20 protein-coding genes and 1 riboswitch are annotated in these 25056 nt (G+C 41.2%); of the genes, 7 read left to right on the forward strand and 13 right to left on the reverse strand.

Annotation, left to right across the window (positions count from 1 at the left end; all coding sequences use genetic code 11):
• Nucleotides 1–21: 21 nt before the first annotated feature.
• On the reverse strand, nucleotides 22–207 hold the full coding sequence (ccoS, locus tag R2Q94_RS08030) for a cbb3-type cytochrome oxidase assembly protein CcoS (RefSeq protein ID WP_316820930.1): 186 nt from the start codon (nucleotides 205–207) through the stop codon (nucleotides 22–24).
• Nucleotides 204–2603, reverse strand: a complete 2400-nt coding sequence (locus R2Q94_RS08035) for a heavy metal translocating P-type ATPase (RefSeq protein ID WP_316820931.1) — start codon at nucleotides 2601–2603, stop codon at nucleotides 204–206. Before R2Q94_RS08035 ends, ccoS begins: the two co-directional genes overlap by 4 nt.
• A gap of 209 nt (nucleotides 2604–2812) precedes the next feature.
• On the opposite strand from R2Q94_RS08035, the gene R2Q94_RS08040 reads away from it, so the two are divergent.
• The 5 genes from R2Q94_RS08040 to R2Q94_RS08060 are packed head-to-tail and all read left to right on the forward strand — an operon-like array spanning nucleotide 2813 to nucleotide 11939.
• Nucleotides 2813–4039 carry a Pycsar system effector family protein gene (locus R2Q94_RS08040; RefSeq protein WP_316820932.1) on the forward strand — a complete coding sequence of 409 codons (1227 nt, stop codon included), beginning with the start codon at nucleotides 2813–2815 and terminating at the stop codon, nucleotides 4037–4039.
• 6 nt (nucleotides 4040–4045) lie between these two features.
• The gene (ppk1, locus tag R2Q94_RS08045) at nucleotides 4046–6043 is read left to right on the forward strand and encodes a polyphosphate kinase 1 (RefSeq protein WP_316820933.1); all 1998 of its coding nucleotides are present in this window, start codon (nucleotides 4046–4048) and stop codon (nucleotides 6041–6043) included.
• A gap of 13 nt (nucleotides 6044–6056) precedes the next feature.
• Nucleotides 6057–6938, forward strand: a complete 882-nt coding sequence (locus R2Q94_RS08050; RefSeq protein WP_316820934.1) for an SdiA-regulated domain-containing protein — start codon at nucleotides 6057–6059, stop codon at nucleotides 6936–6938.
• Nucleotides 6939–6955: 17 nt separating this feature from the next.
• The gene (locus R2Q94_RS08055) at nucleotides 6956–9316 is read left to right on the forward strand and encodes a GAF domain-containing protein (protein ID WP_316820935.1); all 2361 of its coding nucleotides are present in this window, start codon (nucleotides 6956–6958) and stop codon (nucleotides 9314–9316) included.
• A 7-nt stretch (nucleotides 9317–9323) separates the two neighbouring features.
• Nucleotides 9324–11939: a BamA/TamA family outer membrane protein gene (locus R2Q94_RS08060; protein ID WP_316820936.1), complete on the forward strand. Its 2616-nt coding sequence runs from the start codon at nucleotides 9324–9326 to the stop codon at nucleotides 11937–11939.
• Nucleotides 11940–12004: 65 nt separating this feature from the next.
• Here R2Q94_RS08060 and R2Q94_RS08065 read toward each other — a convergent pair whose 3' ends face one another.
• Entirely contained in the window at nucleotides 12005–12850 is an 846-nt protein-coding gene (locus R2Q94_RS08065) for a S1 RNA-binding domain-containing protein (protein ID WP_316820937.1), read from the reverse strand.
• 86 nt (nucleotides 12851–12936) lie between these two features.
• Between R2Q94_RS08065 and R2Q94_RS08070 the strand changes: the two genes are divergently transcribed.
• Both R2Q94_RS08070 and R2Q94_RS08075 read left to right on the forward strand, forming a co-directional pair.
• Nucleotides 12937–13569, forward strand: coding sequence for an ABC transporter ATP-binding protein (locus tag R2Q94_RS08070; protein ID WP_316820938.1), 633 nt, complete (start codon nucleotides 12937–12939; stop codon nucleotides 13567–13569).
• Entirely contained in the window at nucleotides 13563–14663 is a 1101-nt protein-coding gene (locus R2Q94_RS08075; protein ID WP_316820939.1) for a hypothetical protein, read from the forward strand. Before R2Q94_RS08070 ends, R2Q94_RS08075 begins: the two co-directional genes overlap by 7 nt.
• 56 nt (nucleotides 14664–14719) lie before the next feature.
• Here R2Q94_RS08075 and R2Q94_RS08080 read toward each other — a convergent pair whose 3' ends face one another.
• The 10 genes from R2Q94_RS08080 to R2Q94_RS08125 all read right to left on the reverse strand — a co-directional run bounded on the left by R2Q94_RS08080 (nucleotide 14720) and on the right by R2Q94_RS08125 (nucleotide 25048).
• Entirely contained in the window at nucleotides 14720–15766 is a 1047-nt protein-coding gene (locus R2Q94_RS08080) for a HesA/MoeB/ThiF family protein (protein WP_316820940.1), read from the reverse strand.
• 1 nt (nucleotide 15767) lies between these two features.
• Nucleotides 15768–16880, reverse strand: a complete 1113-nt coding sequence (thiH, locus tag R2Q94_RS08085) for a 2-iminoacetate synthase ThiH (protein WP_316820941.1) — start codon at nucleotides 16878–16880, stop codon at nucleotides 15768–15770.
• On the reverse strand, nucleotides 16870–17652 hold the full coding sequence (locus tag R2Q94_RS08090; protein WP_316820942.1) for a thiazole synthase: 783 nt from the start codon (nucleotides 17650–17652) through the stop codon (nucleotides 16870–16872). Before R2Q94_RS08090 ends, thiH begins: the two co-directional genes overlap by 11 nt.
• Nucleotides 17653–17666: 14 nt before the next feature.
• Nucleotides 17667–18311: a thiamine phosphate synthase gene (locus R2Q94_RS08095; RefSeq protein WP_316820943.1), complete on the reverse strand. Its 645-nt coding sequence runs from the start codon at nucleotides 18309–18311 to the stop codon at nucleotides 17667–17669.
• Entirely contained in the window at nucleotides 18308–19087 is a 780-nt protein-coding gene (locus R2Q94_RS08100) for a hydroxymethylpyrimidine/phosphomethylpyrimidine kinase (protein ID WP_316820944.1), read from the reverse strand. The genes R2Q94_RS08095 and R2Q94_RS08100 overlap by 4 nt, the downstream gene beginning before the upstream one ends.
• Entirely contained in the window at nucleotides 19069–19665 is a 597-nt protein-coding gene (locus R2Q94_RS08105; RefSeq protein ID WP_316820945.1) for a thiamine phosphate synthase, read from the reverse strand. Before R2Q94_RS08105 ends, R2Q94_RS08100 begins: the two co-directional genes overlap by 19 nt.
• The gene (gene thiC / locus R2Q94_RS08110; protein WP_316820946.1) at nucleotides 19666–21549 is read right to left on the reverse strand and encodes a phosphomethylpyrimidine synthase ThiC; all 1884 of its coding nucleotides are present in this window, start codon (nucleotides 21547–21549) and stop codon (nucleotides 19666–19668) included.
• Nucleotides 21550–21600: 51 nt separating this feature from the next.
• On the reverse strand, nucleotides 21601–21804 hold the full coding sequence (gene thiS, locus R2Q94_RS08115) for a sulfur carrier protein ThiS (RefSeq protein WP_316820947.1): 204 nt from the start codon (nucleotides 21802–21804) through the stop codon (nucleotides 21601–21603).
• 63 nt (nucleotides 21805–21867) lie between these two features.
• Nucleotides 21868–21955, reverse strand: a riboswitch (TPP riboswitch).
• 127 nt (nucleotides 21956–22082) lie between these two features.
• The gene (locus tag R2Q94_RS08120) at nucleotides 22083–23639 is read right to left on the reverse strand and encodes a DUF6850 family outer membrane beta-barrel protein (protein WP_316820948.1); all 1557 of its coding nucleotides are present in this window, start codon (nucleotides 23637–23639) and stop codon (nucleotides 22083–22085) included.
• An 89-nt stretch (nucleotides 23640–23728) separates the two neighbouring features.
• Nucleotides 23729–25048 (reverse strand): DUF4876 domain-containing protein, encoded by a 1320-nt coding sequence (locus R2Q94_RS08125; RefSeq protein WP_316820949.1) that lies wholly within the window; start codon nucleotides 25046–25048, stop codon nucleotides 23729–23731.
• Nucleotides 25049–25056 lie beyond the last annotated feature (8 nt).

The raw sequence follows: 25056 nt of genomic DNA on the forward strand, positions 1-25056 counted from the left end.
ACAGAATGACATCAATTGTGGCTATGCGTGATCTTGATCACTTTTTATGTCGTCATTTTTCTCCTGAACCTCATCATCAAAGAGTATCCGGATTGCAGGAGTATAAGTGTCGTCATTCTGTCCACTTTTACTGGCCCAGAAAAAGGCTGCAAGAAAGATCAATGCCAATAAAATACTAAAGCCGATCAGGAGGTAGAGGATGTTCATAAGAGTTGATTTTTCTTCGCATACAGTCTCACTGCAATACTGGTGAATAGGATGATGGTGATGGTACTAATGGGCATCAATACAGCTGCAATCAATGGGGAGAGCATACCTTGTACGGCAAAATATAAGCCTACCGCATTATAGGTCAAAGAGATGGCAAAGCTGATGTGGATTACTTTTACCGCATCTTTTGCCTGTTTGATAAACAAGGGAATCTTTTGAAAACTAGCGCCATCAAGAATGGCATCGCAGCCGGGCGAGAAGTTATTGATGTTGTCTGTGACGGCAATTCCCAGGTCACTTTGTTTGAGGGCGCCTGCATCATTCAATCCATCCCCAAACATGAGTACTTTTCTACCCGAATATTGTAGGTTACGAATGTAATCAAGTTTGTTTTGCGGGCTTTGGGCAAAGTGCATTTGCTGTGCTCTGGGAAAAAATGGAATCAATGTTTGTTTATCCTGATCCTGGTCGCCGGATAAAAGATGCAAATCTGCATCTTTACCTAGCCTGAAAATCAGGTCTTTAAAACCATTTCTCCATTGTTGTTTAGAACAGAAAAATCCCAGGTACCTGTTGTTAATAATGATGTGGACTACAGCGCCTTGTGAAGGTGATTTCATTTTAAGTCCTAAAAAGGAAGCACTTCCCAGTTTCAGCTCCTGTCCATTGATGGTTCCGGAGATTCCGCGTCCCACTTTTTCCATGTATTTTAGGGCAGTGTATTTGGAAGGAAGGTTTAACCATTTTACCAATTCCCTGCTTAGAGGGTGACCGGAGTTTCTGGCCAGGTCATTTACCCATTGTTTTTCTTGTTCTGTGATGTGCCCTTCAAAACTGAAACCAGTATTCTCCGGATTGGTAATCGTACCGGTTTTGTCAAATACAAAGGTGTTAATACGGGCAAGTTCTTCAACTACAGCTGTGTTTTTAAGGTAAAACTTGTTCTTATCGAAAATGCTCAATACTGCAGAGAGGGTAAATGGAGAACTTAAAGCGAGTGCGCAGGGGCAGGCGATGATCAGCACTGCAGTGAAAGAAGCCAGGGCTTTAGTGGGATCTCCATGCAACATCCAATAAGCTGCTGAAGCGATGGCTATACTGAGTAAAACAATGCTGAAGTATTTACTGGCACGGTCAGCAAAGGTCCTGATCATGGTCTTATCACCAAAAAAGGCCTCATTGTTCCACAATTGAGTCAGGTAACTTTGAGAGACAGGTTTTACGACTTCCAGTTCTATTGCGCCCTTTAGCTGCCTGCCACCAGCGTAAACCACTTCACCCAGTACTTTTTTAACAGGTAAGGATTCACCGGTGACGAAACTAAAGTCCATTTCTGCTTCTCCTTTTAAAAGGATAGCATCCGCCGGAATGATTTCATTGCTGCGGATCAGGATTCTGTTGCCTACTTTCAATTCATTTAGCGGGAGCGGCCTTTCTTTCTCCTCTTCAATTAAGGTCACCGCAACAGGGAAATAGGAGCGGTAATCTCGTTCAAAGGAAAGGTGATGGTAAGTATGTTGCTGCATCCATTTTCCAATCAAAAGGAAGAAAACGAGCCCGCATAGGGTGTCTACAAAACCAGCTCCGGTATTCCCCAGGATTTCTACTATAGAACGGATAAACATCACTGCGATCCCTAAAGCCAAGGGGAAATCTAGGTTTAAAATGCCATTTTTAAGGTTGTTCCAGGCGGAACTGAAATAATCACGGCCACTATAAAATACTACCGGGATGGCAAAGGCAAGGTTTAACCAGCCAAAGAAGGTTCTGAATTCTTGTTCCAGCGCACTTAAACCGAAGTAATCAGGAAAACTGAGTAACATCACATTTCCAAAGCAAAATCCTGCTACAGCAATTTTGCGAATCAGGTGGTTTTCAGAATGATCTGATTTTTGCTTTTTTACGATATCCTGTAAGCTAATCAATGGCTCATAGCCTATGGAAGCCAGTATCTCTATCAGCTGACGTAAAGATAATTCCTGGTTTTTGAAGGTAACAACCACCTGTTTTTTTAGGAAATCTATCCTGGATTGCATGATGGCAGGATTGATCTGGTGTAAATGTTCAAGTAGCCATATACAGGAACTACAATGAATGGCTGGAATGTAAAGTGTGATGATGCTTACTTTCTCGTCGGTATAATCGACTAAATTTTCAGCAATCGCAGCTTCATCCAGATAGTCAAAATGTGAGGCTTTTGCTTTTTGGGTTTGTCCGGGTACCTCATTGTACGCATAATAGTTACCCAAATTATGATTGGAGAGCAATTGGTAGACACCTTTGCAACCCAGACAGCAGAAAGATTTGTTGTCCAGTAGATAAGGTGTATTCGGAAGATCATCACCACAATGATAACATTGGGTTTCCTTGGCTATGTTTTTTTGTATAATCATAGGGGCAAATTGATGTTGTCAAAGTTCTATCTTCCCCCCAAGTATAAATATGATGCTCATCACTTTCGGTCCTGATACAAATCAGAAAAACTGTTGTAATGACATCTTTTAAACTTTCTATTAATTATAAAAATTAAAAGCCTCATATTTATATCATCAACCATAAATGGAACAAATTGTTTTAAGAATGAAAAACAAAAATACATCGCATGAATTATAGGGAAATATTAGATCAGCTGAGGTTACATGTTGCGAATGTATTTCAGGCGCAAAGCGATTCCAGACTCATCTATCATAATTTAAATCATACAGAACAAGTTGTAGAGAATGCCATTAAGATTGCCAACCATTATCAGCTCTCCGACGAAGACTTCTTTATCGTTACAGCTGCCAGTTGGTTTCATGATCTGGGCTATTTTTTCGATTGTACACAACATGAACGGAGTGGTGCAGGTCTTGCGGCTGAGTTTTTAAAGGAAAAAGGGCTCAATGAAGAGGTCATTAATAAAATAGTGAAGTGTATTCTAGCCACTAAAATGCCACAACACCCTGAAATTCTACTGGAACAGATTGTCTGTGATGCAGATTTATACCATTTGGGAAGCGATAGCTTTAAGGAAAGAAATAAATTGATGCGAAAGGAAGCAGAAGCTTTTTGCTCCAGGGCATTAGACAAAGATGAATGGAGGTTGAAAACCATTCAGTTGTTTAAAACACACCATTATCATACCGATTATTGCCAGCATTTACTCAATGCTAAAAAGGCCCAGAATTTGGCCGAGTTAGAAAGTAAAGCTGAAAAAGCAGTTTATGAGGATAATGGTAATGCGGGAATAAATACACCTTTGTTAAGGGAAAAGACCAATCATCCTGAATTGAAAAAGGAAAAGAAGAAAAAGAGCGACCGACCTGATAAAGGAATTGAAACGATGTTCCGAATCACTTCCGGAAATCACCAAAGGTTAAGTGATATGGCTGATAATAAGGCACACATCATGATTTCTACCAATTCCATTATTCTTTCCGTGATCCTGAGTATTCTACTTAGGAAATTGGAAGATAATCCACATTTAATTATCCCTACACTGATCTTACTGATCATTTGTGTGGTCACTATGGTATTCTCAATATTAGCAACCAGACCATCCATACCAAAAGGAGTGTTTACTCCGGAAGACATTGCACAGAAAAGAGTAAACCTTTTGTTTTTTGGGAATTTTTATAGAATGTCTCTTCCGGAATATGAAGGGGGAATGCTCAAAATGATGGAAGACCGTGAATTTCTTTATGGCAGTCTGATCCGGGATTTATATGCGCAGGGCGTGGTCTTAGGTCGTAAATATCGTCTTCTAAGGGTCGCTTACAATGTATTTATGTTTGGTATTATCGCCTCGGTACTCGCTTTTATTACGGCCTCAGTATTGGTGACCTTATAGATTAATATGAAGTCTGCTGTATATTTTAACCGGGATTTAAGCTGGCTGAGCTTTAATGAGCGCGTGCTGATGGAGGCTGCAAAGCCAAACCTGCCCATTTTGGAAAGAATCCGTTTTCTGTCGATTTATTCCTCGAATCTGGATGAGTTTTATCGGGTAAGGATGCCGGTGATGATGTGGGATTATGAAGCTGCGAAGATGAAAATAGATCAACAGCAGCAACGCTATGGTGAGATTATCGGTGCACAGATTTTACCGGAACTGGAAGCACAAAAAATATATTGGTTATACAATAAACCAATTCCCTCCATGATCTCCGAAGCAGTAACAGCCTTGTTTTTTAACGAAGTTCTGACTTATATCCATTCGGAATGTATAGCGGATGGATTGCTGGATTTCTTTGCTGAAAATAACAGGCTTTATCAGGTGGTAATCCTTAGAAACCATGCAGGGGAGGAACGGATGGAATTGATCAGTATTCCTTCTGAAGATTTATTGCGCTTATATGCGATTCCGGTGAATGGGGCACAGTATATTGTGTTCCTGGAAGATATCATTAAATATAATCTGGCTTATTTGTTCCCTAATGATCAAATTCAGGGTGCTTATAACCTGAAGATCACCAGAAATGCAGCCTTAAAAATCGGGCAGGATGATGCCGAAGACATTACCCTTGCACTGGAAAAGCAGTTGGAAGTCAGAGATTATGGCTTTGCCACCCGTGTCCTTTTTGAACCTGGAATCCCATTAAGAAATTTATATTATGTAATCTATGCACTTAAGCTGCAAAAAGCAGCATTGGTACAGGGAGGAACCTATCATAACCTGAAAGATCTGAGTGCTTTTCCTCTTGATGAAAAGGTTTTTGGCTATCCGAAATGGCCAGCTGTAACCGGAGTTAAAATTGCTGAAAATGAAAGCCTATTCGATCATATCCTCCGCAAGGACCTGTTACTGAATGTTCCTTATCAAAATTATGATGCTGTATTGCGCTTTTTTAATGAAGCCTCAAACGACATCCATGTTACTGAAATTTATGTGACCTTGTATCGGGTTGCCCGGAATTCAAGAATCGTCAATGCATTGATGACTGCTGCCAAAAATGGAAAAAAGGTGCTGGTGCTCGTAGAGCTGAAAGCCAGATTTGATGAAGCAAATAACATCAAATGGGCAAAACAAATGAAATCAGCAGGTGTAAAAATTATTTACAGCAGTATTGACCTGAAGGTACATGCTAAAGTGGCGTTGGTTAAAAGATCTATCAATGGAGAAAACCAGTATCTCGGCCTTCTGGCAACCGGAAACCTCAATGAAAGCACTGCAAAGTTTTATACCGATCATATTTTGTTGACTGCACATCAACCAATGTTACAGGAATTAGAATCTTTGTTCAGCTTTTTGAGTAGAAAGGATAAAAGCCCTGCAGCAGAAGAACCAATTGACTTTAAGCATTTATTAGTTGCACAATTTAACCTGCATGATACTTTTCTAAACCTGATACAGCGGGAAATTGAGCATGCCAAACAGGGTTTAGAGGCCAGTATTACCATAAAACTGAACAACCTGGAGGAGCAGGTACTCATCAATAAATTGTATGAGGCCTCAGGGGCAGGGGTAAAAATACAACTCATTATCAGAGGTATCTGCTGTTTAGTTCCGGGAAAGCAGGGGCTCAGCGAAAATATTCATGTAAGGAGAATCGTAGACCGTTTCCTGGAACACGGAAGGATCTTTATCTTTGCGAATAATGGGCAGCAGGAAATCTATTTAGGCTCGGCAGACTGGATGAATCGGAATATATACAGTAGAATTGAAGTTTGTTTTCCTTTATATGACCTGGATCTGAAACGTCTAATCGAGGAAATTATTACCTTGCAGCTTCAAGATAATGTTCAGGCAGTAAATATTACAGATCAGCTGCAGAATGAAGAAATCAATGGTTCGCCTGCAATTCGTTCTCAGGAAGCTATTTATCATTTGTTACAATCGTTTAATAAGGAGTAAATGGACCTATTTTATGAAAAAAATCTCTACTAAAATATTATATATCTTGCCTTTTCTGGCATTAATCGCATTTTATGCCTGTAAACCGGCCGCTTCAAAATTTAGCAACCCTATAGGTTACGATCTGGAACATCCGGAAAAGTTCAGTATGCCGGAAAGCTTATTGGAAATCTCAGGAATTGCTTTTTATAAAGGTATTCCAGATACTATTTATTCTATACAGGATGAGGAAGGGAGTGTATTCCGACAAAAATGGAACGTAAAACAGCAAAAGAACGTAGGTTTTGCGGGTAAAGGAGATTACGAAGACATCGCGATTTTCAATGAAAAAGTATTTGTCTTAAAAAGTAATGGACAGCTTTATACTTTTCCATTCTCTGAAACAATGAAAGAAAAAGCGGAGCAGGTGAAGGTGCATAAGAAATTGGTGCCTAAAGGGGAATATGAGAGTTTATATGCCGATCCGGAAAACAATAAAGTGTATGTTTTATGCAAAACCTGTCCGGTAGATAAGAAAAGGAAAACCAGTACCGGTTATGTGTTAAATTACGATGCCAAACTCGATAGCTTAATTCCTGAAAGTAGTTTTAGCATTGATCTTGAGCAAATAAAAGCGTTGAACCCTAAGCTAAAAGCCAGTCTTAGTCCCTCGGCACTGACTAAAAACCCAGTCACAAAAGAATGGTATATCCTCGCTTCTGCCAATAAGTTATTAGTCATTGCAGATGAGCACTGGAAGGTAAAAGAAGTGCATCGTCTCAATTCTTCGGTCTACAATCAACCGGAAGGCATAGCTTTTGATAAAAATATGAACTTGTATATCTCAAATGAAGGAGATGAGCTGACCAATGGGAATATCCTAAAGTTTAAATACACGAAATCAGTAAAAAAGTAAAATAATAAGTACGAAAAATGCAAGCTATCACGCTGGATTTGAATAATAGTATTACTGAATTAAGAGAACGCCCTCCATTAGGTGCTGAGATTAAACTGTCTTTGCAACCCTTTATTTCTTTTGTGGAGGAGAAAGCAAATACAGAGAAGACTGCAAAAATCAACTTCTACCGTTATATTCTTGAACAATTCAAACAATATCCTGAGCTGAAGGATCCCATTCCAATGGAGAATGTCCGTAAGTACAATACTTTGTTTGAATTGATATATACGGCTTTATCGCCGATCATTAATGAAGAAAAGGAACATTTTTGGGCGATAAGCACACCATTGATGCCTTGTTTTCATTATGGAACCAATGCCTTTTACAATGTGCTATTGGAACCTTCTACCTGCACCTTAAAAGCCGACCTCTCGCTGCCTTCAAAATCAGAAATGAAGAAAAGCATGTTGTCTGCCTTTTATAATATGGTATTACATCGCTTTTATAACTTTTCATTAACAGCCAGCGAATTTACAGTCAACTCTATTGTTGATCCGGAAACAAAATTGCCAAAGTATTACCGCTTAAACGTCGATACAAGATTTCTTACCATCAGCACTGATGCGGAGTTACCGGAATATGACCTGAATATTGTAAAGGATTATATCCAGGATGAAAACAATACCCTTGATATCCTGACCAAACTGATTCCACCTTCAATTTTCAAAATTGAAGGCATCTCTATTGTCACCTTAACAGATGTCACAGGAGAATATGCACTGGAATCAATTAAGAATGTGATGATTGACCACCATGAATCCAAAACCGTAGATTATGGTAAAGAGATCAATAATGCTTTGAAGGCATTAGCGGGATCTAACCATCTGGAATTTGGATTGCTGCCTTATCTGAAGCTAAATAATAAACTTTTGCTGAATGAGAAGTCTGGTTTTCAAAGTGTTTTGATCAAACTGGCCGATGAGGCCGGATGGATGGACAATGAAGATTTCCAGCTTGTAAATGATTACCTGAAACACCCCAGAACCCTGATCTTCCCAGAAATTACCCTGGAGGAACAAGAGAAATATCCGATGCTTCGCCTGCTTTGGGCAACAGGAATCAAGTCTTATGGCTTATTTCCGTTGTACTACAATGCGAAATTGGTAGGTTGTCTGGAATTATACACCAAAGAATCTATTCATTTTAATGGGAATGCACTCACTAAAATAGACCTGGCTTTTCCATTACTCGCACAATTATATCAGAATATCGTCACTGATTTCAATCAGGAAATCGCCGAAATTGTAACAGATAAATTTACGGCATTGCAACCTTCAGTTCAATGGAGATTTAATGAAGCAGCCTATCATTACCTGCGTTCAGGAGGAAAAAAACGTAACCTGCCCGTTGAACAGGTGTTTTTCAGAAATGTACACCCCTTTTATGGTGCTGTAGATATCAGAAATTCCAGTATATTGAGAAATATGGCAGTTCGTAAAGATCTGCAGGTGCATTTTGAAATGCTGCAAAATACATTGGATACCATTAAAAAGAGGGTTTGTGAATCACTGGATAATGAGCTTCCCAAGAAGTATGAAATCTGGACTAAGACCAGATTTGAAGACCTGACAGACCGTGAAATTTTAAAAACGGAAGATTACCTGCAAAGGCAGATTCCTTCGGCTTTGATACATTTAAAAGAAACACATCCGGAACTTAAACCTATTGTAGATGAATACCTGGCCTGGACGGCCGTCGATGGAAAAAGCTATGAACATCGTGATAGGTATGAAAAAAGTTTACAGATGATTAATCTGGCGGTAACCAGGCATTTAGATGTGTTCAATAGAGAAATCCAAGAAATTTATCCATGTTACTTTGAAAAGTTTCGTACAGATGGGGTAGAATTCGACATTTACCTGGGGAATTCTATTGCTCCGGATACCGAATTTACAGAAGAGATTTTACATGAATTTCGACTGAAGCAACTCAAAGTCCTGGCAGAAGTGGCACAAACGAGTCATAGTTTAGCTCCTTATTTTTCCTTGCCATTGGAAACTACGCAACTCATCTTTGTTTATGAAAAATTGATAGATATCAGTTTTAGGACTGATGAGCAGCGGTTTGATGTAGAAGGGAGTTATAATATCCGTTACCAGATGGTTAAAAAGCGGATTGATAAAGCCCATGTCAAGGACACCACAGAGCGAATTACACAACCAGGAAAGATTGCCATTGTCTATTTCAATAGCTGGGAAGCCAGAGAATACCTGGGCTACATCAAAGCACTTCAGGAAATAGGATTGTTAAATGACGACCTGGAGTATCTGGATATTGAAGAATTGCAAGGAGTTGAAGGCTTAAAAGCCCTAAGAGTAGGAGTAACGCTTAAATAAAGTTAATATGCGTTTTAAAAAGGAGCTGCAAGCGGCACTAATGATAAATATGGCGCTTGGAGCCATTCCAGCTGTGGCTTTTTCACAAGGCACAGTAAAATCAGATTCTATAACGGTGGCCATTGCTCCGGAATATGATAAAGTAAGTGGTTTTCACCGGTTCTGGCTGGGAGAAAGCTATCGTAAGTTATGGGCAACGCCGGTAACTTTAAGGGTTATGGACCTTCAGAAGGAAAAAGGCGGACTAAAAATCATCAAATTAGGTGGTGGGATGCAGACGCGTTCTCTACGTTTGGTGGATCCAACAGGAAAAGAATGGGTATTGAGAACTGTTCAGAAATATGCAGACAGAAGCTTGCCAGAGAATTTAAGGGCAACTATTGCCAAAGACATTACTCAGGATCAGGTGTCTACCAACCATCCTTTTGCCGCTTTAATCGTACCCCCATTGGCTGAAGCACTAGAGTTGGATCATGCAAAACCGGAAATGGTATACATAGCGGATGATCCAGGGCTTGGGGAGTACCGTAAAGAGTTCGCCAATGCCGCCTATATATTCGAAGAAAGGTCCCCTTCAGAGGAGAAGACAGACAATACAGAGAAAGTTCAAAAGAAAATTCAAAAGGATAATGATACCAAAGCAGATCAGAAAATGACGCTGAGGGCACGCTTGCTGGATTTTCTATTGGGAGATTGGGATAGGCATGAGGACAACTGGCGCTGGGCTGCGGATAAAACGGTAGATGGTACAACATATACGCCAGTGCCCCGGGATCGCGATAAAGTATTCTATAAAACTTCAGGCGTATTTCCCTGGATATTGAGCCACCAGTGGCTTAAATCCCATTTACAGCCCTATTCACCTACGATTAGAGATGTGGATCATTGGAACTTTAATGAGCGGTATTTTGATCGGTATTTCCTGAATGAACTCAACGAGGAAGATTGGAAAGAAGCGATAAAACTGGTACAAAACAGGATGACGGATGAGCTGATTGCTAAAGCTTTCAAAGAAATGCCTGCACCGATCTATAAACAGTGTGGGGAGGAGTTGATTTTCAATTTTACTTCCCGAAGAGATCAGCTGGAGGAGTTGGCCCTGCATTATTACCGTTTTCTATCCATTAATGTAGATATTCCAGCCTCTGATAAGGCTGAATATTTTGATATTATTAAGGAAGCAGATGGAAAAGTAAAGCTCCATGTTTTCAATATCAAGAAAGATGGGACAAAAGGACGCCGTTTTTTTAACCGTACTTTCGATCCTCAGGTAACTAAAGAAATCCGATTATTCGGACTGGGGGGGAAGGATATTTTTAATGTCCGGGGAAGAAATGAATCTCCAATAAAAGTGAGAATGATTGGAGGAGAGGATGTTGATGATTTTAAAGTAGCTACTGATGTACCTGATAAATCAAATCTTTTCATTTATGATCGCGCAGATGAGAAGAATATACTCCCCGCTAAAGGTGATGCCAAATTAAGGTTGGCTAAGGATTCTGCAGTCAACCAATTCAATAAAAACGGATTCTTATACGATAGAAAAGGGATACTTGTTGATGGAAACTATAATATCGACCAGGGCATTCAGGTTGGATTAGGCTATATCATAGAGAAACAAGGTTTCAGAAAATCGCCTTATGCTTCTAAACAAGAGATTTGGGCACATTATTCAACAGGAAGAAAATCCTTTATTCTGGACTATACCGGGGATTTTAAAAAGGCAATCGGTAATAACGATTTGAATGTGGCCATCAATATGTTGGGCCCCAATAATTTAAGTAATTTCTTTGGCCTGGGAAATAATACGGTATATCAGAAAGATGACCATGATGAGCAGCTCCCGGAAGGGCAGGATCGGGAAGACGGGATCTCTTATTACCGCAACAGATATAACTATTTGAATGCCAATATCAGGTTAAGGAGAATATTGGATAAGTCTTGGATGGTGGAAGGCGGACTTTTATTTTCTTATTATACCAGCAATCGTAAGGAAAATGAAGAACGCTTCTTAAATGATTATGATGCTTTACATCCAGAGCAAGAGGTGTTTACCAATCGTTTTTATGCAGGTTTAACCGGAGGTTTGACTTATGATACCCGCAATAATATTGCGATTCCTACTAAAGGAGTGTTCTGGAAAACGACCATCTCTGCACAACAACGGGTCAGTGGTGGTGATGAACGTTATGGTGTGCTGAATACGGAATTTCGCTTTTACCTAAACCCTGGGAAATCGGGTTTTGTCATTGCCAATAGAATTGGTGCCGGGACTACGGTTGGGGATCCGACATTCTTTCAACACATTCAATTGGGAGGCGTAAACAGTCTTAGAGGGTTCAATAGCAGACGTTTTACAGGGCGGACAGGCTTATATCATAACCTGGATCTGAGGATGAAGCTGTTTAATTTTACGTCCTATCTGGTGCCTGGAACAGTGGGCATGATTGCCTTCAATGATGTGGGCAGGGTATGGCAGCCAGGGGAATCCAGTAATAAATGGCATCAGGGATACGGAGCGGGATTGTACGTGATGCCGGGTGATCAGTTCCTGATTCAAGGGACACTGGGCTTTTCAAATGAAGCAACCATGCCTTATTTTTCAGTAGGTTTCAATTTCTAAATGAACATAAAAAAACCGGTTCCTATAAAGAAACCGGTTTTTTTATGCTTAATATTTAAACTGGCTTAGTCTGCCTCTTCGTCTACGAATAACTTGATTTCGTGGTCAGAAATCGTGATCAAACGGTCCTTATACAAACCTCCAATTACTTTCTTGAACGCGCTTTTGCTGATTTTGAAACGGTCATAGATGTCGTCCGGAGCACTTTTGTCGCCCAAATGAACCACACCACCACAGGCTTTTAATTCATCCAGAATCACGTCCTTATTATCCAGGATATGTCCATAACCCATTGGCTGAAGACTTAGGTCAATTTTACCTCCCACACGAATCTTTTTGATCCATCCTTTTCTGATTTCTCCAGGATTTAACTGATCAAATAGCTCGTTGGCATACAACAAGCCAATGTATTTATTGTCTACAATGGCATTGTAACCCAGGTCAGAGCGGTCAACGATCAATAAACTTACTTCGTCGCCTTCTTCAAGATCGATGTCCTGATCTTCCACATAATTGGTTAATCGGGAAGAAGCGACCATACGGTCATTACTTTCATCCAGGTAAACATAAACCACATGTTTGTCGCCTTTAAACATCGGGCGTTTCAGCTCTCGCTGAGGAACATAAATGTCTTTATCGATACCAAGGTCCATAAACACACCATCTTCAGTTTCGTCAACAACGGTCAGGTAAGCGAAATCACCTACGCAGGCGTAAGGTTTTTTTGTAGTCGCCATTAATCTGCCGTCTTTGTGCATGTACACGAAAACATTGATATTATCCCCAATTTCGATGTTTTTAGGAACATCTACATATGGTAACAACACTTCTTTATCACCCTCTGTTAAGATGAGGCCGTTTTCTGTTTTATTTATAATTCTTAAATCGTTATATCTTCCTATTTCTATCATGTTCTTGCAGGCTTTTTTGCCAAAGGTAGCGATATCGTGAGTAACATATCCATGATGTAGACATCTAAATGCAAAAAGAAACGAACTTGGTCAGATTAGAATTACAGCATATCAATAAAAAGTATGGAGATCATGAGGTACTTTCTTTTGAGAAATGGAGCCTTGATCATGGTATTTACTGGCTTAAAGGAGGAAATGGTACCGGAAAAACCACATTGTTTAAAGTGATTGCCGGTCAGACTCCCTTTGAAGGAATGCTGAGTTTAAATGGTATTAGTATTAGGAGTCAGCCGGTTACCTATCGATCTATGATCAGTTATGCTGAGGCAGAACCGCAGTATCCGCCTTTTGTGACCGGAAATGAGTTGTTAAATTACCATATTGAAGTTCGAAAAGCGAGTCGGGAGAATACTGCTTCATTAGTTGAAGCTTTAGGGATGAGTCCATTTATGGATCAGAAAGTTGGAAGTTATTCCAGTGGGATGGTTAAAAAGCTTTCTCTAATCTGTGCTTTTGTTGGCGATGTACAGCTCTATATCCTGGATGAACCGCTGATTACCATTGATGCCAATGCTACAGCACTGCTGTATCGGCTCATAAAATCATATGCTGAAAAAGGCTGTTCATTTTTACTTTCCTCTCATCAGGAGTTGGAAATGAGCTGTTTGCCAATCAAACAGGCGTTCCAGATTGTAAACGCTGAACTGCAACCATGTTAAAGCTGATTTTAAAAACCTTAAGTAAAGAATTCTATGCAAGCCATGCTGGGCTCTTTCTTTTTGGTTTTTATCTGGCTTTTGGGGTAGTGGAGTCTTCACAATTGTTGAGTTACCATAAAACACTAATGTTGATGGTGTATTCCTCTCCATTAGTTCTGGCCTTAGTCTTTTGTTTTTGGACACTTTATCTGTTAAAATGCCTGTTTTTCATCAGGAAACTTATAAAATCGGAGCAGTATCATTTTGTCTCACTATTGACAATAACCACTGGAAAACAGCAATTTCAACTCTGGTTGAAAGTATATCTGGTATTGTTTTTGCCAATCCTGGGATATGCCATTCCAATGGTTTATGTAGGCCTGACTGAAGGCCACATCATTGGAGTCTTAGCTACAATTAGCTTTATAATACTGATTTTGACTGTGGTATCCGGATTTATGTTTCGGACCATTAATTATAGCCATGTTCCGGTAGAGGTTTATTTTATCTTCCCTTTCCCCCAATTGAAGAAACCTTACTGGACATGGCCTTTTTTTTATTTGCTAACGGAACAGCCAGTTATGTTTTTCCTGAGTAAAGTCCTTTCTTTTTCCTTGTTTACGACAGTGATGTGGGTCTTTTCTGATCTCTATAGAGAGCCCAGGGTGGCTTTGATCGGAATTCTGGCAGCAGTACTTTCTCATAGTATGCTGATTCATGCGATGCTCAGACAGGAAACAGATCAGCTTTCGTTTAGCAGGAGTCTTCCAATAAAACTGAGTACAAGAATGACCCATGTCCTCCTGGTTTTTATGCTGATTTTTTTGCCTGAGATCGTCTTTTATTTCTACCAGACGCAAGGACAGATTCAGCCTTTTCTGGTCGGATTGTGGTTTGGTTTAGCCGGATTGATGAGCTTAAGAATGATCTTGTATTGGATCAAACTAGATCTGGATCGCTATTTTAAATGGCTATTGGGGTTCTTTTTTATCAGTATGTTTGTGATCCTGTCGGGCTATACATTGTTCTTTAGTATGCTGTCAATAGCTGCTTACTTCCTTTATTTTTCCTTTTTTTATGATCGAATTGACCTTAGAGATGCTCATCAGATATGACCAGCATCCCCTTTTATAAAGAATCCGACTCATCGGATTCTTGTTGAATTTAAACTTTATTTATCTCTGTTTAAAAGACTGATAATAAATAGATTTTCTTCTCTTTTATTGCCAATGATCTTTGTGGCCATTCTGCTTTTTGCGCCTGAAGTACAGCAAAAAACCAATCGGTTTTGAAAGGCTAAAGTGTCAATTTTCTCTTCAAGTTCGTAAAGGGAAATGTGAATGCCTCCGATATTATCCATCTCAAATTCATGAGCTTCGCGTACATCAATCAAACAAAAAGGAATATGGTTTTCTTCCCATTCCAGAAGTTCACTTGGGAAAATCTCCTGATACACAATTGTTTTTTTTGTATTTTGAGGCTGATCATCCTGGGGATGCTTTGGTTGAATGTTAAAGAGTTGCATGTCGTTGTTTAGTGCATTGAAGATAAGTAGTTTTCCGGAAAGACTATCCCCAAATCCGCAGATTATTTTAATGGCTTCATTGGCCATGATGCTGCCAATAATACCCGGTAAAGGCCCAATCACGCCTGCATCTCCACAATTAGGACTATTCTCCTGCTTCGGTGGCTCAGGATAACAGCTGCGGTAATTGGGACCTCCATGATAGTTAAATACGGAAACCTGTCCTTCAAAGCGGAAAATAGACCCAAATACCAGGGTTTTACCAAGGGAAACGCAAGTGTCGTTGACCAGGTAACGCGTAGGGAAGTTGTCTGAACCATCGATGACAAGGTCATACTCCCCGAGCAAATCTGTGGCATTTTCAGGGGATAAGTAGAAAGGGTAAGCCTGGAGTTGTAATTCAGGATTCAGTAATTTTAACCGCTCCACAGCCTTTTCCGCTTTATTTACACCAATGTCCTGTTGTTGAAAAAGGATCTGCCGATGTAGGTTGCTTTCTGCGATGTTGTCCCCATCAATAATTCCAATTTTGCCGATACCCGCAGCGCCAAGGTAGAATAGGAGGGGGCATCCTAATCCACCAGCTCCAATAATTAATACAGCAGCTTTTTGTAGTTTTTGTTGCCCGGAGATGCCTAATTCTTCCAGTAAGATCTGCCTGTGATACCTTTTAAGTGCTTTGTTTTCCATCATATTACTTCATTAAACTCAAGTCCCAATCCTTCCATACAGCTTCATAACCTTGTTTATGAATCATTTCTGCGATCTCAGGTGCGGTTCTTTCATCAGATATTTCGAATTGTTCCAGAGATTGTGGCTCCACCGCATAGCCTCCGGGGTTCGTTTTTGAGCCCGCACTGATGGAGGTAATCCCGAGTTTGATGATGTGGTCACGAAAAATGACCGACTCTCTAGTAGAAATGGACAACTCTACTTCTTCATTGAAAATTCGGTAGGCACAGATCAGTTGCACTAATTCGCGGTCATTCATGGCTACTTTTGGTTCTAATCCACCGCTAAATGGCCTTAATCGTGGAAAGGAGATGCTGTATTTGCTTTTCCAGTACTTCTTTTCCAGGTAGTCAAGATGCATCGCCGTGAAAAAAGAGTCCGTCCTCCAGTCTTCCAATCCAATCAATACACCTAAACCCATTTTATGAATTCCGGCTTCACCCAGACGGTCCGGGGTGTCTAAGCGGTATTGGAAATTGGACTTTTTCCCCTTTGGATGGTGTTTCTTATAGTCTTCTTCATGATAGGTTTCCTGATAAACCAACACAGTATTCAGTCCATAGGGAGTCAATTCCTGGTAATCTGAGCGCTCTAAAGGCTGTACTTCCATGGAAATATGAGCGAAATGTGGCCGGATTAATTCCAGTACCTTTTTAAAGTAATCTGTATGGACGGTTTGATTGGCCTCTCCGGTGACCAGCAGTACATGGTGGTAGCCCATTGCCTTGATTGCGGCTACTTCTTCCATGATTTCAATAGCCGATAAGGTCTTCCGCTTTACTTTGTTGTCATAACTGAAACCGCAATACGTACAGATATTGTTGCATTCATTGCTCAGATACAGCGGTACATACATCTGTATGGTGTTGCCGAATCGCTTTAAAGTAAGCTCCTGACTCAATTTTGCCATTCTTTCCAGATAAGGAGCTGCAGCGGGGGAGATCAGGGCTTTGAAGTCTTCCAATGTCCTTTTATGACTATTTAAAGCCTGTTCTACATCCACACTATTCTTAGCGTAAATGCTCCTGCTGGTCTCTTCCCAGTTCTGTTGCTGAAAAATATCGTTAAATCTCATCTTCAAGAAAAGCGGTTAATGGGCTACTGGCAACAGCCTGTGAGTTGATCTGGCCTAATTTGGCGAGGTAGGCCATTCTACCTGCTTCAACAGCCATTTTAAAGGCTTCTGCCATGCGAACAGGGTCCCCGGAAACGGCAATTGCAGTATTCACCAATACTGCGTCAGCGCCGATTTCCATGGCTTTGGCGGCATCAGAGGCTGAGCCTATTCCGGCATCGATCACTACAGGAACCCGACTCTGACTAATGATGATTTCCAGGAAGTCTATAGTTTTTAAGCCCTTATTGCTCCCTATAGGTGAGCCTAAAGGCATTACTGCAGCCGTTCCTACATCCTCCAGACGTTTACACAGTACAGGGTCCGCATGGATGTAAGGTAAGACTACGAAGCCTAGTTTAGCCAGTTCCTCTGTGGCCTTTAAGGTTTCAATTGGATCCGGCATCAGGTATTTGGGGTCTGGGTGAATTTCCAGTTTAATCCAATTGGTTTCCAGGGCTTCCCTTGCCAGTTGAGCAGCAAAAACCGCTTCTTTAGCGTTTCTTACCCCAGAGGTATTGGGCAGCAGGTTGAATTGAGGGTGGTTGAGGTATTTGAGGAGCTGATCTGCCTGCTCGTCGGAATGTTGTTTTAAATCCACCCGCTTTAAAGCAACAGTAACCAATTCCGATCCTGAGGCCAACAGGGCAGCTTCCATGGTTGTATTGGAATTGAATTTTCCGGTGCCTGTAAACAAGCGGGAATGAAAGGTTTTGTCTGCTATTTTTAACATGATTTACTTGTATTTTAAAAGGTAGGGAAAGGGTGTTTTTCTAACTCCTGATAGAGCTGTTTGATCACTAAAGAAGTGTCCTTTTTGTGGGTTAAAGTACTGGAAAGTGCCAGGCCGTAGATGCCGGTTTTCAGGAGCTCAGGAAGGTCCTCCGGAGTAATGCCGCCAATGGCGATAATGGGGATGTTGATGTTGGCATTTCTTACTTTTTCCATGATCTTTTTATAACCTTCCAGACCTAAAATCGGACTGAGGTTCTTTTTTGTATGCGTAAATCGGTAAGGGCCTAATCCGATGTAATTCGCAGCTTCTGCAGCTCTTTTTTGAATGTCTTCAAAGGTATTTGCGGTACCGCCAATAATTTTATTATTACCAACTAATAATCTGGCATTTATGATGTTCATGTCATTTAATCCTAGATGTGTTCCGTGGGCTTCAATCGCCTTGCAGACAACAGGAAAATCATTGATGATTAATTTGCTTGCAAATTTTTTGCAGAGTGCATTTGCAGCTTTAGCGGTATCCAGGACCTCCGTTTCGGCTTCGTTTTTTACCCGGAGCTGGATCCATTTTCCGCCGGCATGCAGCACCTGCTCGATGGCTTCCAAATGACTGATTTCAGCATTGGATTGGGAGATGTAATGTAGTCTGTCGATCATAGGTTGTGATAGCCTAAAAGGCTCTGGTTACTGTTTAAAAATTGCTCAATATATTGCTTGGCCAGCAGGCAGGATTCCGGAACTGAATGACCCAGGGCAAGGCGGGCGGTGATCGCTGAAGAGAGGACACAACCCGAGCCATGTTTTGGAAAGACAGCAGCGGTTCCCGATTTGAATTCCAGACGCTCGTTTTTATGGAAGAGGTAATCTGTGCCAGGGCTCAAAGGGTGGTGTCCGCCCTTGAGTAAAATCGCACAATCTTCCGACCAGTTCCGACAAATTAAGTCCATTTCTTCGCTGCCTTTCAGTTCCTGCATCTCCAGATAATTGGGTGTAATCAAATAGAGCCGTTTTAAGAGCGTTTTAAAATTATCCAGCTCAAGACTCCAGTCGTGGAAGTTGTGTCCGGCACTGGCCTTTAAAATAGGGTCCAGGATGATTTTAATCTTCGGATCAAATGAATTCAAATGTTCACAAACCGCTGAAAGGCTTTCCAGATTTTTGATCAGACCGATTTTAACTGCCTCGATCGGGAACTTCTCAATTAAGGGCTGCAACTGAGCGATGATCTGATCAGTTTCCAGCCATTCGTTTTTCAGAAATTCGGTGTCAGTTTGAATCGTCAGTGTGCTGCAGACCCCAAATCCATAAACCCGATGTGCTTCGAAACATTTCAGGTCGGAGAGCAGACCTGCCCCGGCCGAAGGATCAAATCCTGCAATACTGATGACATAAGGTCTTTCGTCTGTCCGGTTTTTTATGCGGTAGTCTGACATGCGGATTGTAATTGTTTAAAATTTTTCAAAGCCTGTTCCGGTTCATTCCAGATAGCACCCAATACTGCCGCTCCTTCAAAATTCATCTGTCGGAGCTGAGGGATTCTCGAGGAGTTGATCCCACCCAGGGCGATGAGTTTAGTGCAGGCCATAAGGGGCAATTGAAAGCCCTCCTTAATTAATCCTGGGTAGTTTTCTTTGGAGATACTCCTGAAAACAGGGCTGATAAATGTATATTTAAATATTTGTAAACCAGTTGTTAGTTTTGTTGAATGTATAGATGTACTTAAGGTGAATGCTTCTTTTTCCAATAACTGCGTCTTCCCTAAAGCCAGACGTTGCTGCTCCTTGAAATGAAGCCTTTGGATGCCAAAGTCAGGAGCCAGTTCATGGAATTGGTGAAGGGCAATGCGCTCCAGGTATCCGGGCTCAATCGCAGCAAGCAGTTGCCGGTAAAGCCTCCGCTCTGCTCCCTCTTTTCTCAGGTGAAAGCGCTGCATCCCCTGGTCGAACAGACCATTGATCAGTTGCGCTTCCCCCTTAAAAAAGTTGGGTTTTGAAATGACAATCAGTTCCAATTACAAATAAATTTCACTTCCTTTTTCTGCAAACTCTTTAGATTTTTCAGCCATCCCTTGATTTAAAGCTTCGGTTTCTTCCAGACCTTGTTTCGCGGCATAGTCTCTTACATCCTGTGTGATTTTCATTGAACAGAAGTTCGGACCACACATCGAGCAGAAATGAGCGATTTTAGCACCATCTGCAGGAAGGGTCTCATCATGAAACTCTTTTGCGGTATCCGGATCCAGAGAAAGATTAAACTGATCTTCCCATCTGAATTCAAATCTTGCCTTACTCAATGCATTGTCACGGTATTGCGCACCTGGGTGTCCTTTGGCCAGATCTGCTGCATGTGCTGCAATTTTGTAAGTGATTACTCCATCTTTCACATCTTTTTTATTCGGCAGGCCCAGGTGTTCTTTCGGGGTCACATAGCAAAGCATGGCGGTACCAAACCAGCCAATCATTGCTGCACCAATTGCTGAAGTGATGTGGTCATAGCCAGGGGCAATGTCTGTTGTCAAAGGACCTAGGGTATAGAATGGTGCTTCTGAACAATGTTCCAGTTGCTTCTCCATGTTTTCTTTGATCAGGTGCATGGGCACATGACCAGGACCTTCGATGATGGTTTGGATGTCGTGCTTCCAGGCGATTTTTGTCAATTCGCCTAAAGTTTCCAGTTCTGCAAACTGTGCTTCATCATTGGCATCGGCAATACAACCCGGACGTAAGCCATCTCCAAGTGAAAAGGCGACATCATAAGCTTTCATGATTTCACAGATTTCCTCGAAATGGGTGTATAGGAAACTTTCTTTATGGTGGGCAAGGCACCATTTGGCCATAATTGATCCCCCACGGGAAACAATTCCAGTCACTCTTTTAGCGGTCATCGGGATATACCGCAGCAATACGCCGGCATGAATCGTGAAATAATCCACACCTTGTTCTGCCTGTTCGATCAGGGTATCTCTGAAAATCTCCCAGGTCAGGTCTTCGGCTTTGCCATTTACTTTTTCTAAGGCCTGGTAAATCGGAACTGTACCAATCGGAACAGGGGAGTTGCGGAGGATCCATTCACGGGTTTCATGAATGTTCTTTCCTGTACTCAGGTCCATGATGGTGTCTGCGCCCCATCTGCAAGCCCATACGGCCTTTTCTACTTCCTCCTCAATAGAAGAGGTCACCGCAGAGTTTCCGATGTTGGCATTGATCTTAACGAGGAAATTCCGACCAATGATCATGGGTTCCAATTCCGGGTGATTGATGTTGCATGGGATAACTGCCCTGCCGGAAGCCACCTCTGAGCGGACAAATTCCGGTGTGATGTATCCTTTCGGTGTATTTGCCCCAAAACTATAGCCCTGATGTTGCTGGGCCATCAGGCCATATTGCGCGCCCAGTTGCTCGTTCAGGAGGTCAATCCTTTGATTTTCTCTGATTGCAATATACTCCATCTCCGCAGTGATGATTCCTTTTTTCGCATAATGCATTTGGGAAACATTCATTCCGGCCCTGGCTTTGTAAGGTTTGTTTAAGTGTGAGAATCGGAGTTTATCCAGTTTTTCATTTGCCAGTCGCTCCTGCCCATAATCGGAAGAAATCTGATCCAATTGATCTACATCTGCTCTTCCGGTAATCCAGTTTTCCCTCAGTCGTGGAAGCCCTTTTTTGACATCGATTTCTACGTTCGGATCTGTATACGGGCCGCTGGTGTCATAAATGGTGACCGCTGGGTTGGGCTCAGTGGCGCCAAAGCCATTATGAATTTTTGTGTCACTTAAAGTGATTTCACGCATCGCTACCTGGATGTCATGAAGCTGTCCGGGAACAAAGATTTTTTTTGAGGCCGGAAAAGGTGTGCGGCTGATGACTTGCTCGTCTGGAGTCTTTTCGTGTTTCATGTTTTTTTTTCTTGGTAAGGAAAATGATAGGGTTTTGTAGAAATCATGGAACTATCCGCCTTGGGTGGCTTTAATTACGGTTAGCCGATCGCCATTCTGCAATAGCCTGACTGGCCATTCAGTCTTCGCAATGATGGTTTGGTTGATGGCTACAGCAATCCCCTGAACGGGAATTTGAAGCACGTTTAAAAGCAATTGTTCTACGGAACAAGTTTCGCTGATCGGATAGTTTTGTTGATTTACAGTTATTTCCATTTTTTGATAAATAGGAAAAACTATAGGCATGACCTTTTTTAAAGGCATGAAAAGACGGCAAACGGATTTGCTTCTACTTTTCCCTTCGGTAGTACTAACTACATCAGGTTCAAAGGGTATTTCTCAGCGCAAGGCACCCCTAAAGTTTTTTGTAAAACTAGGTTATTTTTTTGAAAAACAAAATCCTGCCCTAAAATCCCTAAAAAATGAAACCCTTCAGTTATGCAGCTGAAGGGTTTCTTGATGTTTAACACCGCAAAAAAAAATAATGAGCGGCTTTAAAAATAGAAGTTCAGGGATACATTTGTTGCAAAACGTTGCTTACCCGGACTTGCAATTAGGGTTCTGTCCAGACTTTTATACTTTAAGGCTTCATTATAGGTAAGACCTAGCTTAATCCCTGTTTGAATCTGTCTGTAGCTAGGGAAATTATAGTCCGCCTGCAAGGAGCCACTTAAATAATCTGCAGTATTGTACACATAATCGTGGTATATCACTGTTCTTGTAAAAGGGCCTTCAGAAATAATGGGTACAATAAACTGAGCATTCAGATTTTTAGAATATACAGCCCTCAAATTCAATCCGAAGCTCTGATTTCCTGGAAGCAGTTGGTTGAAACCAATTCCCAGTCCAGGTTTTATAGCGTTATAGGAAACCAGATTTCCCCTTATCCCATCCTGACGTTCTTCTCCGTCCTTCTTCAATTCCAATATATAATTGAAGCTTGTTGTTCCTGGTTTACTCAGGATGGCCTTTAATCCCCACTGCTCCCGGCTGTAAAGGTAATTGTTGGCCTGAGCTACATAATTGAAATCCTTGCCTCCCAGATTGTCGTAGTTGATCAGGACCGATAGTAAATATTTTTCCAGTTTCTTTTTCCAGATCAGGTTAAACTGATAAGTGTTCAGATCATAATCATTGTAGAATTCTCCATTTTTTGCATCGGGGAATTTATTGATGAATTTTTGGCTTTCCATAAGATAGGAGGCTGACATTGCCAATGTTCCAAAATCAGATTTTTCATAGCTGAGGTATAGATCAATTCCCTTTCTACTTTGCTCATTGCGAAAAACCCGATTGTTTTCAATAGGTTTTGGGTCACCATAACCATTGATGATATGGGTCACATATTCAGGTGTACTCATGTTGCCCGCATGGAGTGGATTCTTGTAAGCAACATCTGTTCCTTCCTGACCGTAACCATACCTTCCAGCCATTCCCAGTTTTAGGCCATTAGTGATGCGATAGCCTATACTTGCCTGCATATTGAATTGATAGTCATTTAGTTTTGCCCTGGGGTCATTTGTCGAATAGTGATCGCCGATCCGGTAATCTAATCCTAGCGAAAAAGGAAGGTTGTTTCCGATCATATTGCGCTGCGCCATCGCATTAAACTGATAGACAGATCGTTCGTAATTAACGTTTCTGGCAGAACCAAAATACATTGGAGCAGTGGTATTGTTTCTGGTTTGATGTGCCCAACTGGTACTATCCTCCCGTACTTTATGGTAGCTCAGAGCACCCCATAAGGAAACACCTGATAGCGTAGTTTTACCTTCCGTAGCAAAATAGGTGTCATTTGTTTTGGTACTTTCCTGATAAGGCATAAACCTGCCTTTTGTCAATTGATGTCCTATGCTTAAGGTGTTAAAGCCATCAGGCATAGTGGCCGTGAAGAAACTCTTATTTTTTGCAAAATTGTAATAGCTATACGCAGCTGAATCAATGGCAAAATTCCTGGATTGCCGGCTGGTGATGGAATCTGTCTTTTGCGCATCAGCAACTAACACCAGGCAAAGTTGCAGGAACAGTACAATAAAGTATATTTTTTTCATCAGAGAAATGGAATGTTAAACGGTTATGAGCGGGTTTTACCCGATTCATAACCGTTATTTGTGACGAAGCTTTGAATGATCAGCGCAGTCTATTTGAAGCCTCTAGGCTGGGCTTTATCCAAATAGTCAAAATCTTCAGTAGAGTTGTTGGTGTCTTTTAATACAATCCGGCCATTTATAGATTTTGCCGTTTTTCTGATGACCGACTGTGAAGTGTAATTTCCTTTTGGATTGAAGGTAAATCCAGCGTCAATATTAGGACTCAGTTTTTTTGGAAAACGGCTATCTGGAATATGCGGCTGGATTTCAACACCATCAATCAGATATTTTACCGGAATCTGGTAATATTTTTTTGATGTTGGTGATGGCGCAATCTTCGACGGTTCATTGTATTGTGGCCATTCTTTCACTCTTTGGCTGCCATCAACTTTAAAAATTACATAGCTGTCTTTTCCGTTTGCGTCTAAAATCATGTCATTACCTGAATAAGACAGAACTTCCACATTCGGAACCTGAGGATTGTTGATGTCCGATGAAAAAGGTTTTCCAATGACATCTCCTAAAAACACCTCGAAATCCGCGCCGCTTAGGTCGATGGTTAATTCCGGGTCCCTTACTGTAACCACTTTGCCATCGTTTCCGGTGAAAGGTGCTTTGTGATTTAATGCCGTTTGTGCAACCACAATGCTTTTTCCAGGTTGAACCGGATATTGCTTTCCATTACCTGGAATCATATATAGGGTTTTTGCATAAACATAATCCTTGTTCGCATTGATACTTTGATCCATGTTAGGTGATTTGCTCCAATCCATCTGTCCGGTAGAAGTGTAGTTCATATTTGGAGAAATACTGGATACTCTACCATAAATCTGTGAAAAATAAAGGCTGTCAGCATACATCACATGATCAGTATTGTTGTGGAATTCAAGGAACTGATCTCTAAATACTGCTCCATTGGTGGTGTTCGAGCCTGCATAATAAATTTGTTTGATCAACCATTCTCCGGGAGTACCGGCAATGAGCTTTAATTCCAGTCCTCCAGTAAGTGTGGCATTAATCTGCGTTCCTTTTTCAGAAGCATTAAACGTCACGGGATTTTCTGTTGGGATTCCAGTAATTCGGGTATACTCCTCTGCAGAAATTGTTAAGATTGCATCAATGTCGTAGATCCCGGCAGAAACTGATTTGAAAGCCACAGCTCCTGAAGCGTCCGTCAATAACTCCTGACTTGCTGCAGTCTGGGTATTGGTAATTTTAACCTTGATTTTTTCAAGAGGTAAAGTGTATGCTGAGCCAAGCTCAAATGCGAGTTTTATTTCCAGATCTGTAGGTTGTGTTCCAGGGGTTTTGTCTTTTTTACAAGCCAGCAGACTGGTTGCAAAGCATAGGCCAAGTAATAGTTTTTTCATGAGTATAT

It is taken from the genome of Pedobacter gandavensis (genome assembly GCF_032678465.1).
Classification (GTDB): Bacteria; Bacteroidota; Bacteroidia; order Sphingobacteriales; family Sphingobacteriaceae; genus Pedobacter; species Pedobacter gandavensis_B.

Bases quoted from the DNA above. Each gene is read 5' to 3' on its own strand.
- ccoS (WP_316820930.1), bottom strand. From the start codon at position 207: ATGAACATCCTCTACCTCCTGATCGGCTTTAGTATTTTATTGGCATTG.
- R2Q94_RS08035 (WP_316820931.1), bottom strand. From the start codon at position 2,603: ATGATTATACAAAAAAACATAGCCAAGGAAACCCAATGTTATCATTGT.
- R2Q94_RS08040 (WP_316820932.1), top strand. From the start codon at position 2,813: ATGAATTATAGGGAAATATTAGATCAGCTGAGGTTACATGTTGCGAAT.
- ppk1 (WP_316820933.1), top strand. From the start codon at position 4,046: ATGAAGTCTGCTGTATATTTTAACCGGGATTTAAGCTGGCTGAGCTTT.
- R2Q94_RS08050 (WP_316820934.1), top strand. From the start codon at position 6,057: ATGAAAAAAATCTCTACTAAAATATTATATATCTTGCCTTTTCTGGCA.
- R2Q94_RS08055 (WP_316820935.1), top strand. From the start codon at position 6,956: ATGCAAGCTATCACGCTGGATTTGAATAATAGTATTACTGAATTAAGA.
- R2Q94_RS08060 (WP_316820936.1), top strand. From the start codon at position 9,324: ATGCGTTTTAAAAAGGAGCTGCAAGCGGCACTAATGATAAATATGGCG.
- R2Q94_RS08065 (WP_316820937.1), bottom strand. From the start codon at position 12,850: ATGATAGAAATAGGAAGATATAACGATTTAAGAATTATAAATAAAACA.
- R2Q94_RS08075 (WP_316820939.1), top strand. From the start codon at position 13,563: ATGTTAAAGCTGATTTTAAAAACCTTAAGTAAAGAATTCTATGCAAGC.
- R2Q94_RS08080 (WP_316820940.1), bottom strand. From the start codon at position 15,766: ATGATGGAAAACAAAGCACTTAAAAGGTATCACAGGCAGATCTTACTG.
- thiH (WP_316820941.1), bottom strand. From the start codon at position 16,880: ATGAGATTTAACGATATTTTTCAGCAACAGAACTGGGAAGAGACCAGC.
- R2Q94_RS08090 (WP_316820942.1), bottom strand. From the start codon at position 17,652: ATGTTAAAAATAGCAGACAAAACCTTTCATTCCCGCTTGTTTACAGGC.
- R2Q94_RS08095 (WP_316820943.1), bottom strand. From the start codon at position 18,311: ATGATCGACAGACTACATTACATCTCCCAATCCAATGCTGAAATCAGT.
- R2Q94_RS08100 (WP_316820944.1), bottom strand. From the start codon at position 19,087: ATGTCAGACTACCGCATAAAAAACCGGACAGACGAAAGACCTTATGTC.
- thiC (WP_316820946.1), bottom strand. From the start codon at position 21,549: ATGAAACACGAAAAGACTCCAGACGAGCAAGTCATCAGCCGCACACCT.
- thiS (WP_316820947.1), bottom strand. From the start codon at position 21,804: ATGGAAATAACTGTAAATCAACAAAACTATCCGATCAGCGAAACTTGT.
- R2Q94_RS08120 (WP_316820948.1), bottom strand. From the start codon at position 23,639: ATGAAAAAAATATACTTTATTGTACTGTTCCTGCAACTTTGCCTGGTG.
- R2Q94_RS08125 (WP_316820949.1), bottom strand. From the start codon at position 25,048: ATGAAAAAACTATTACTTGGCCTATGCTTTGCAACCAGTCTGCTGGCT.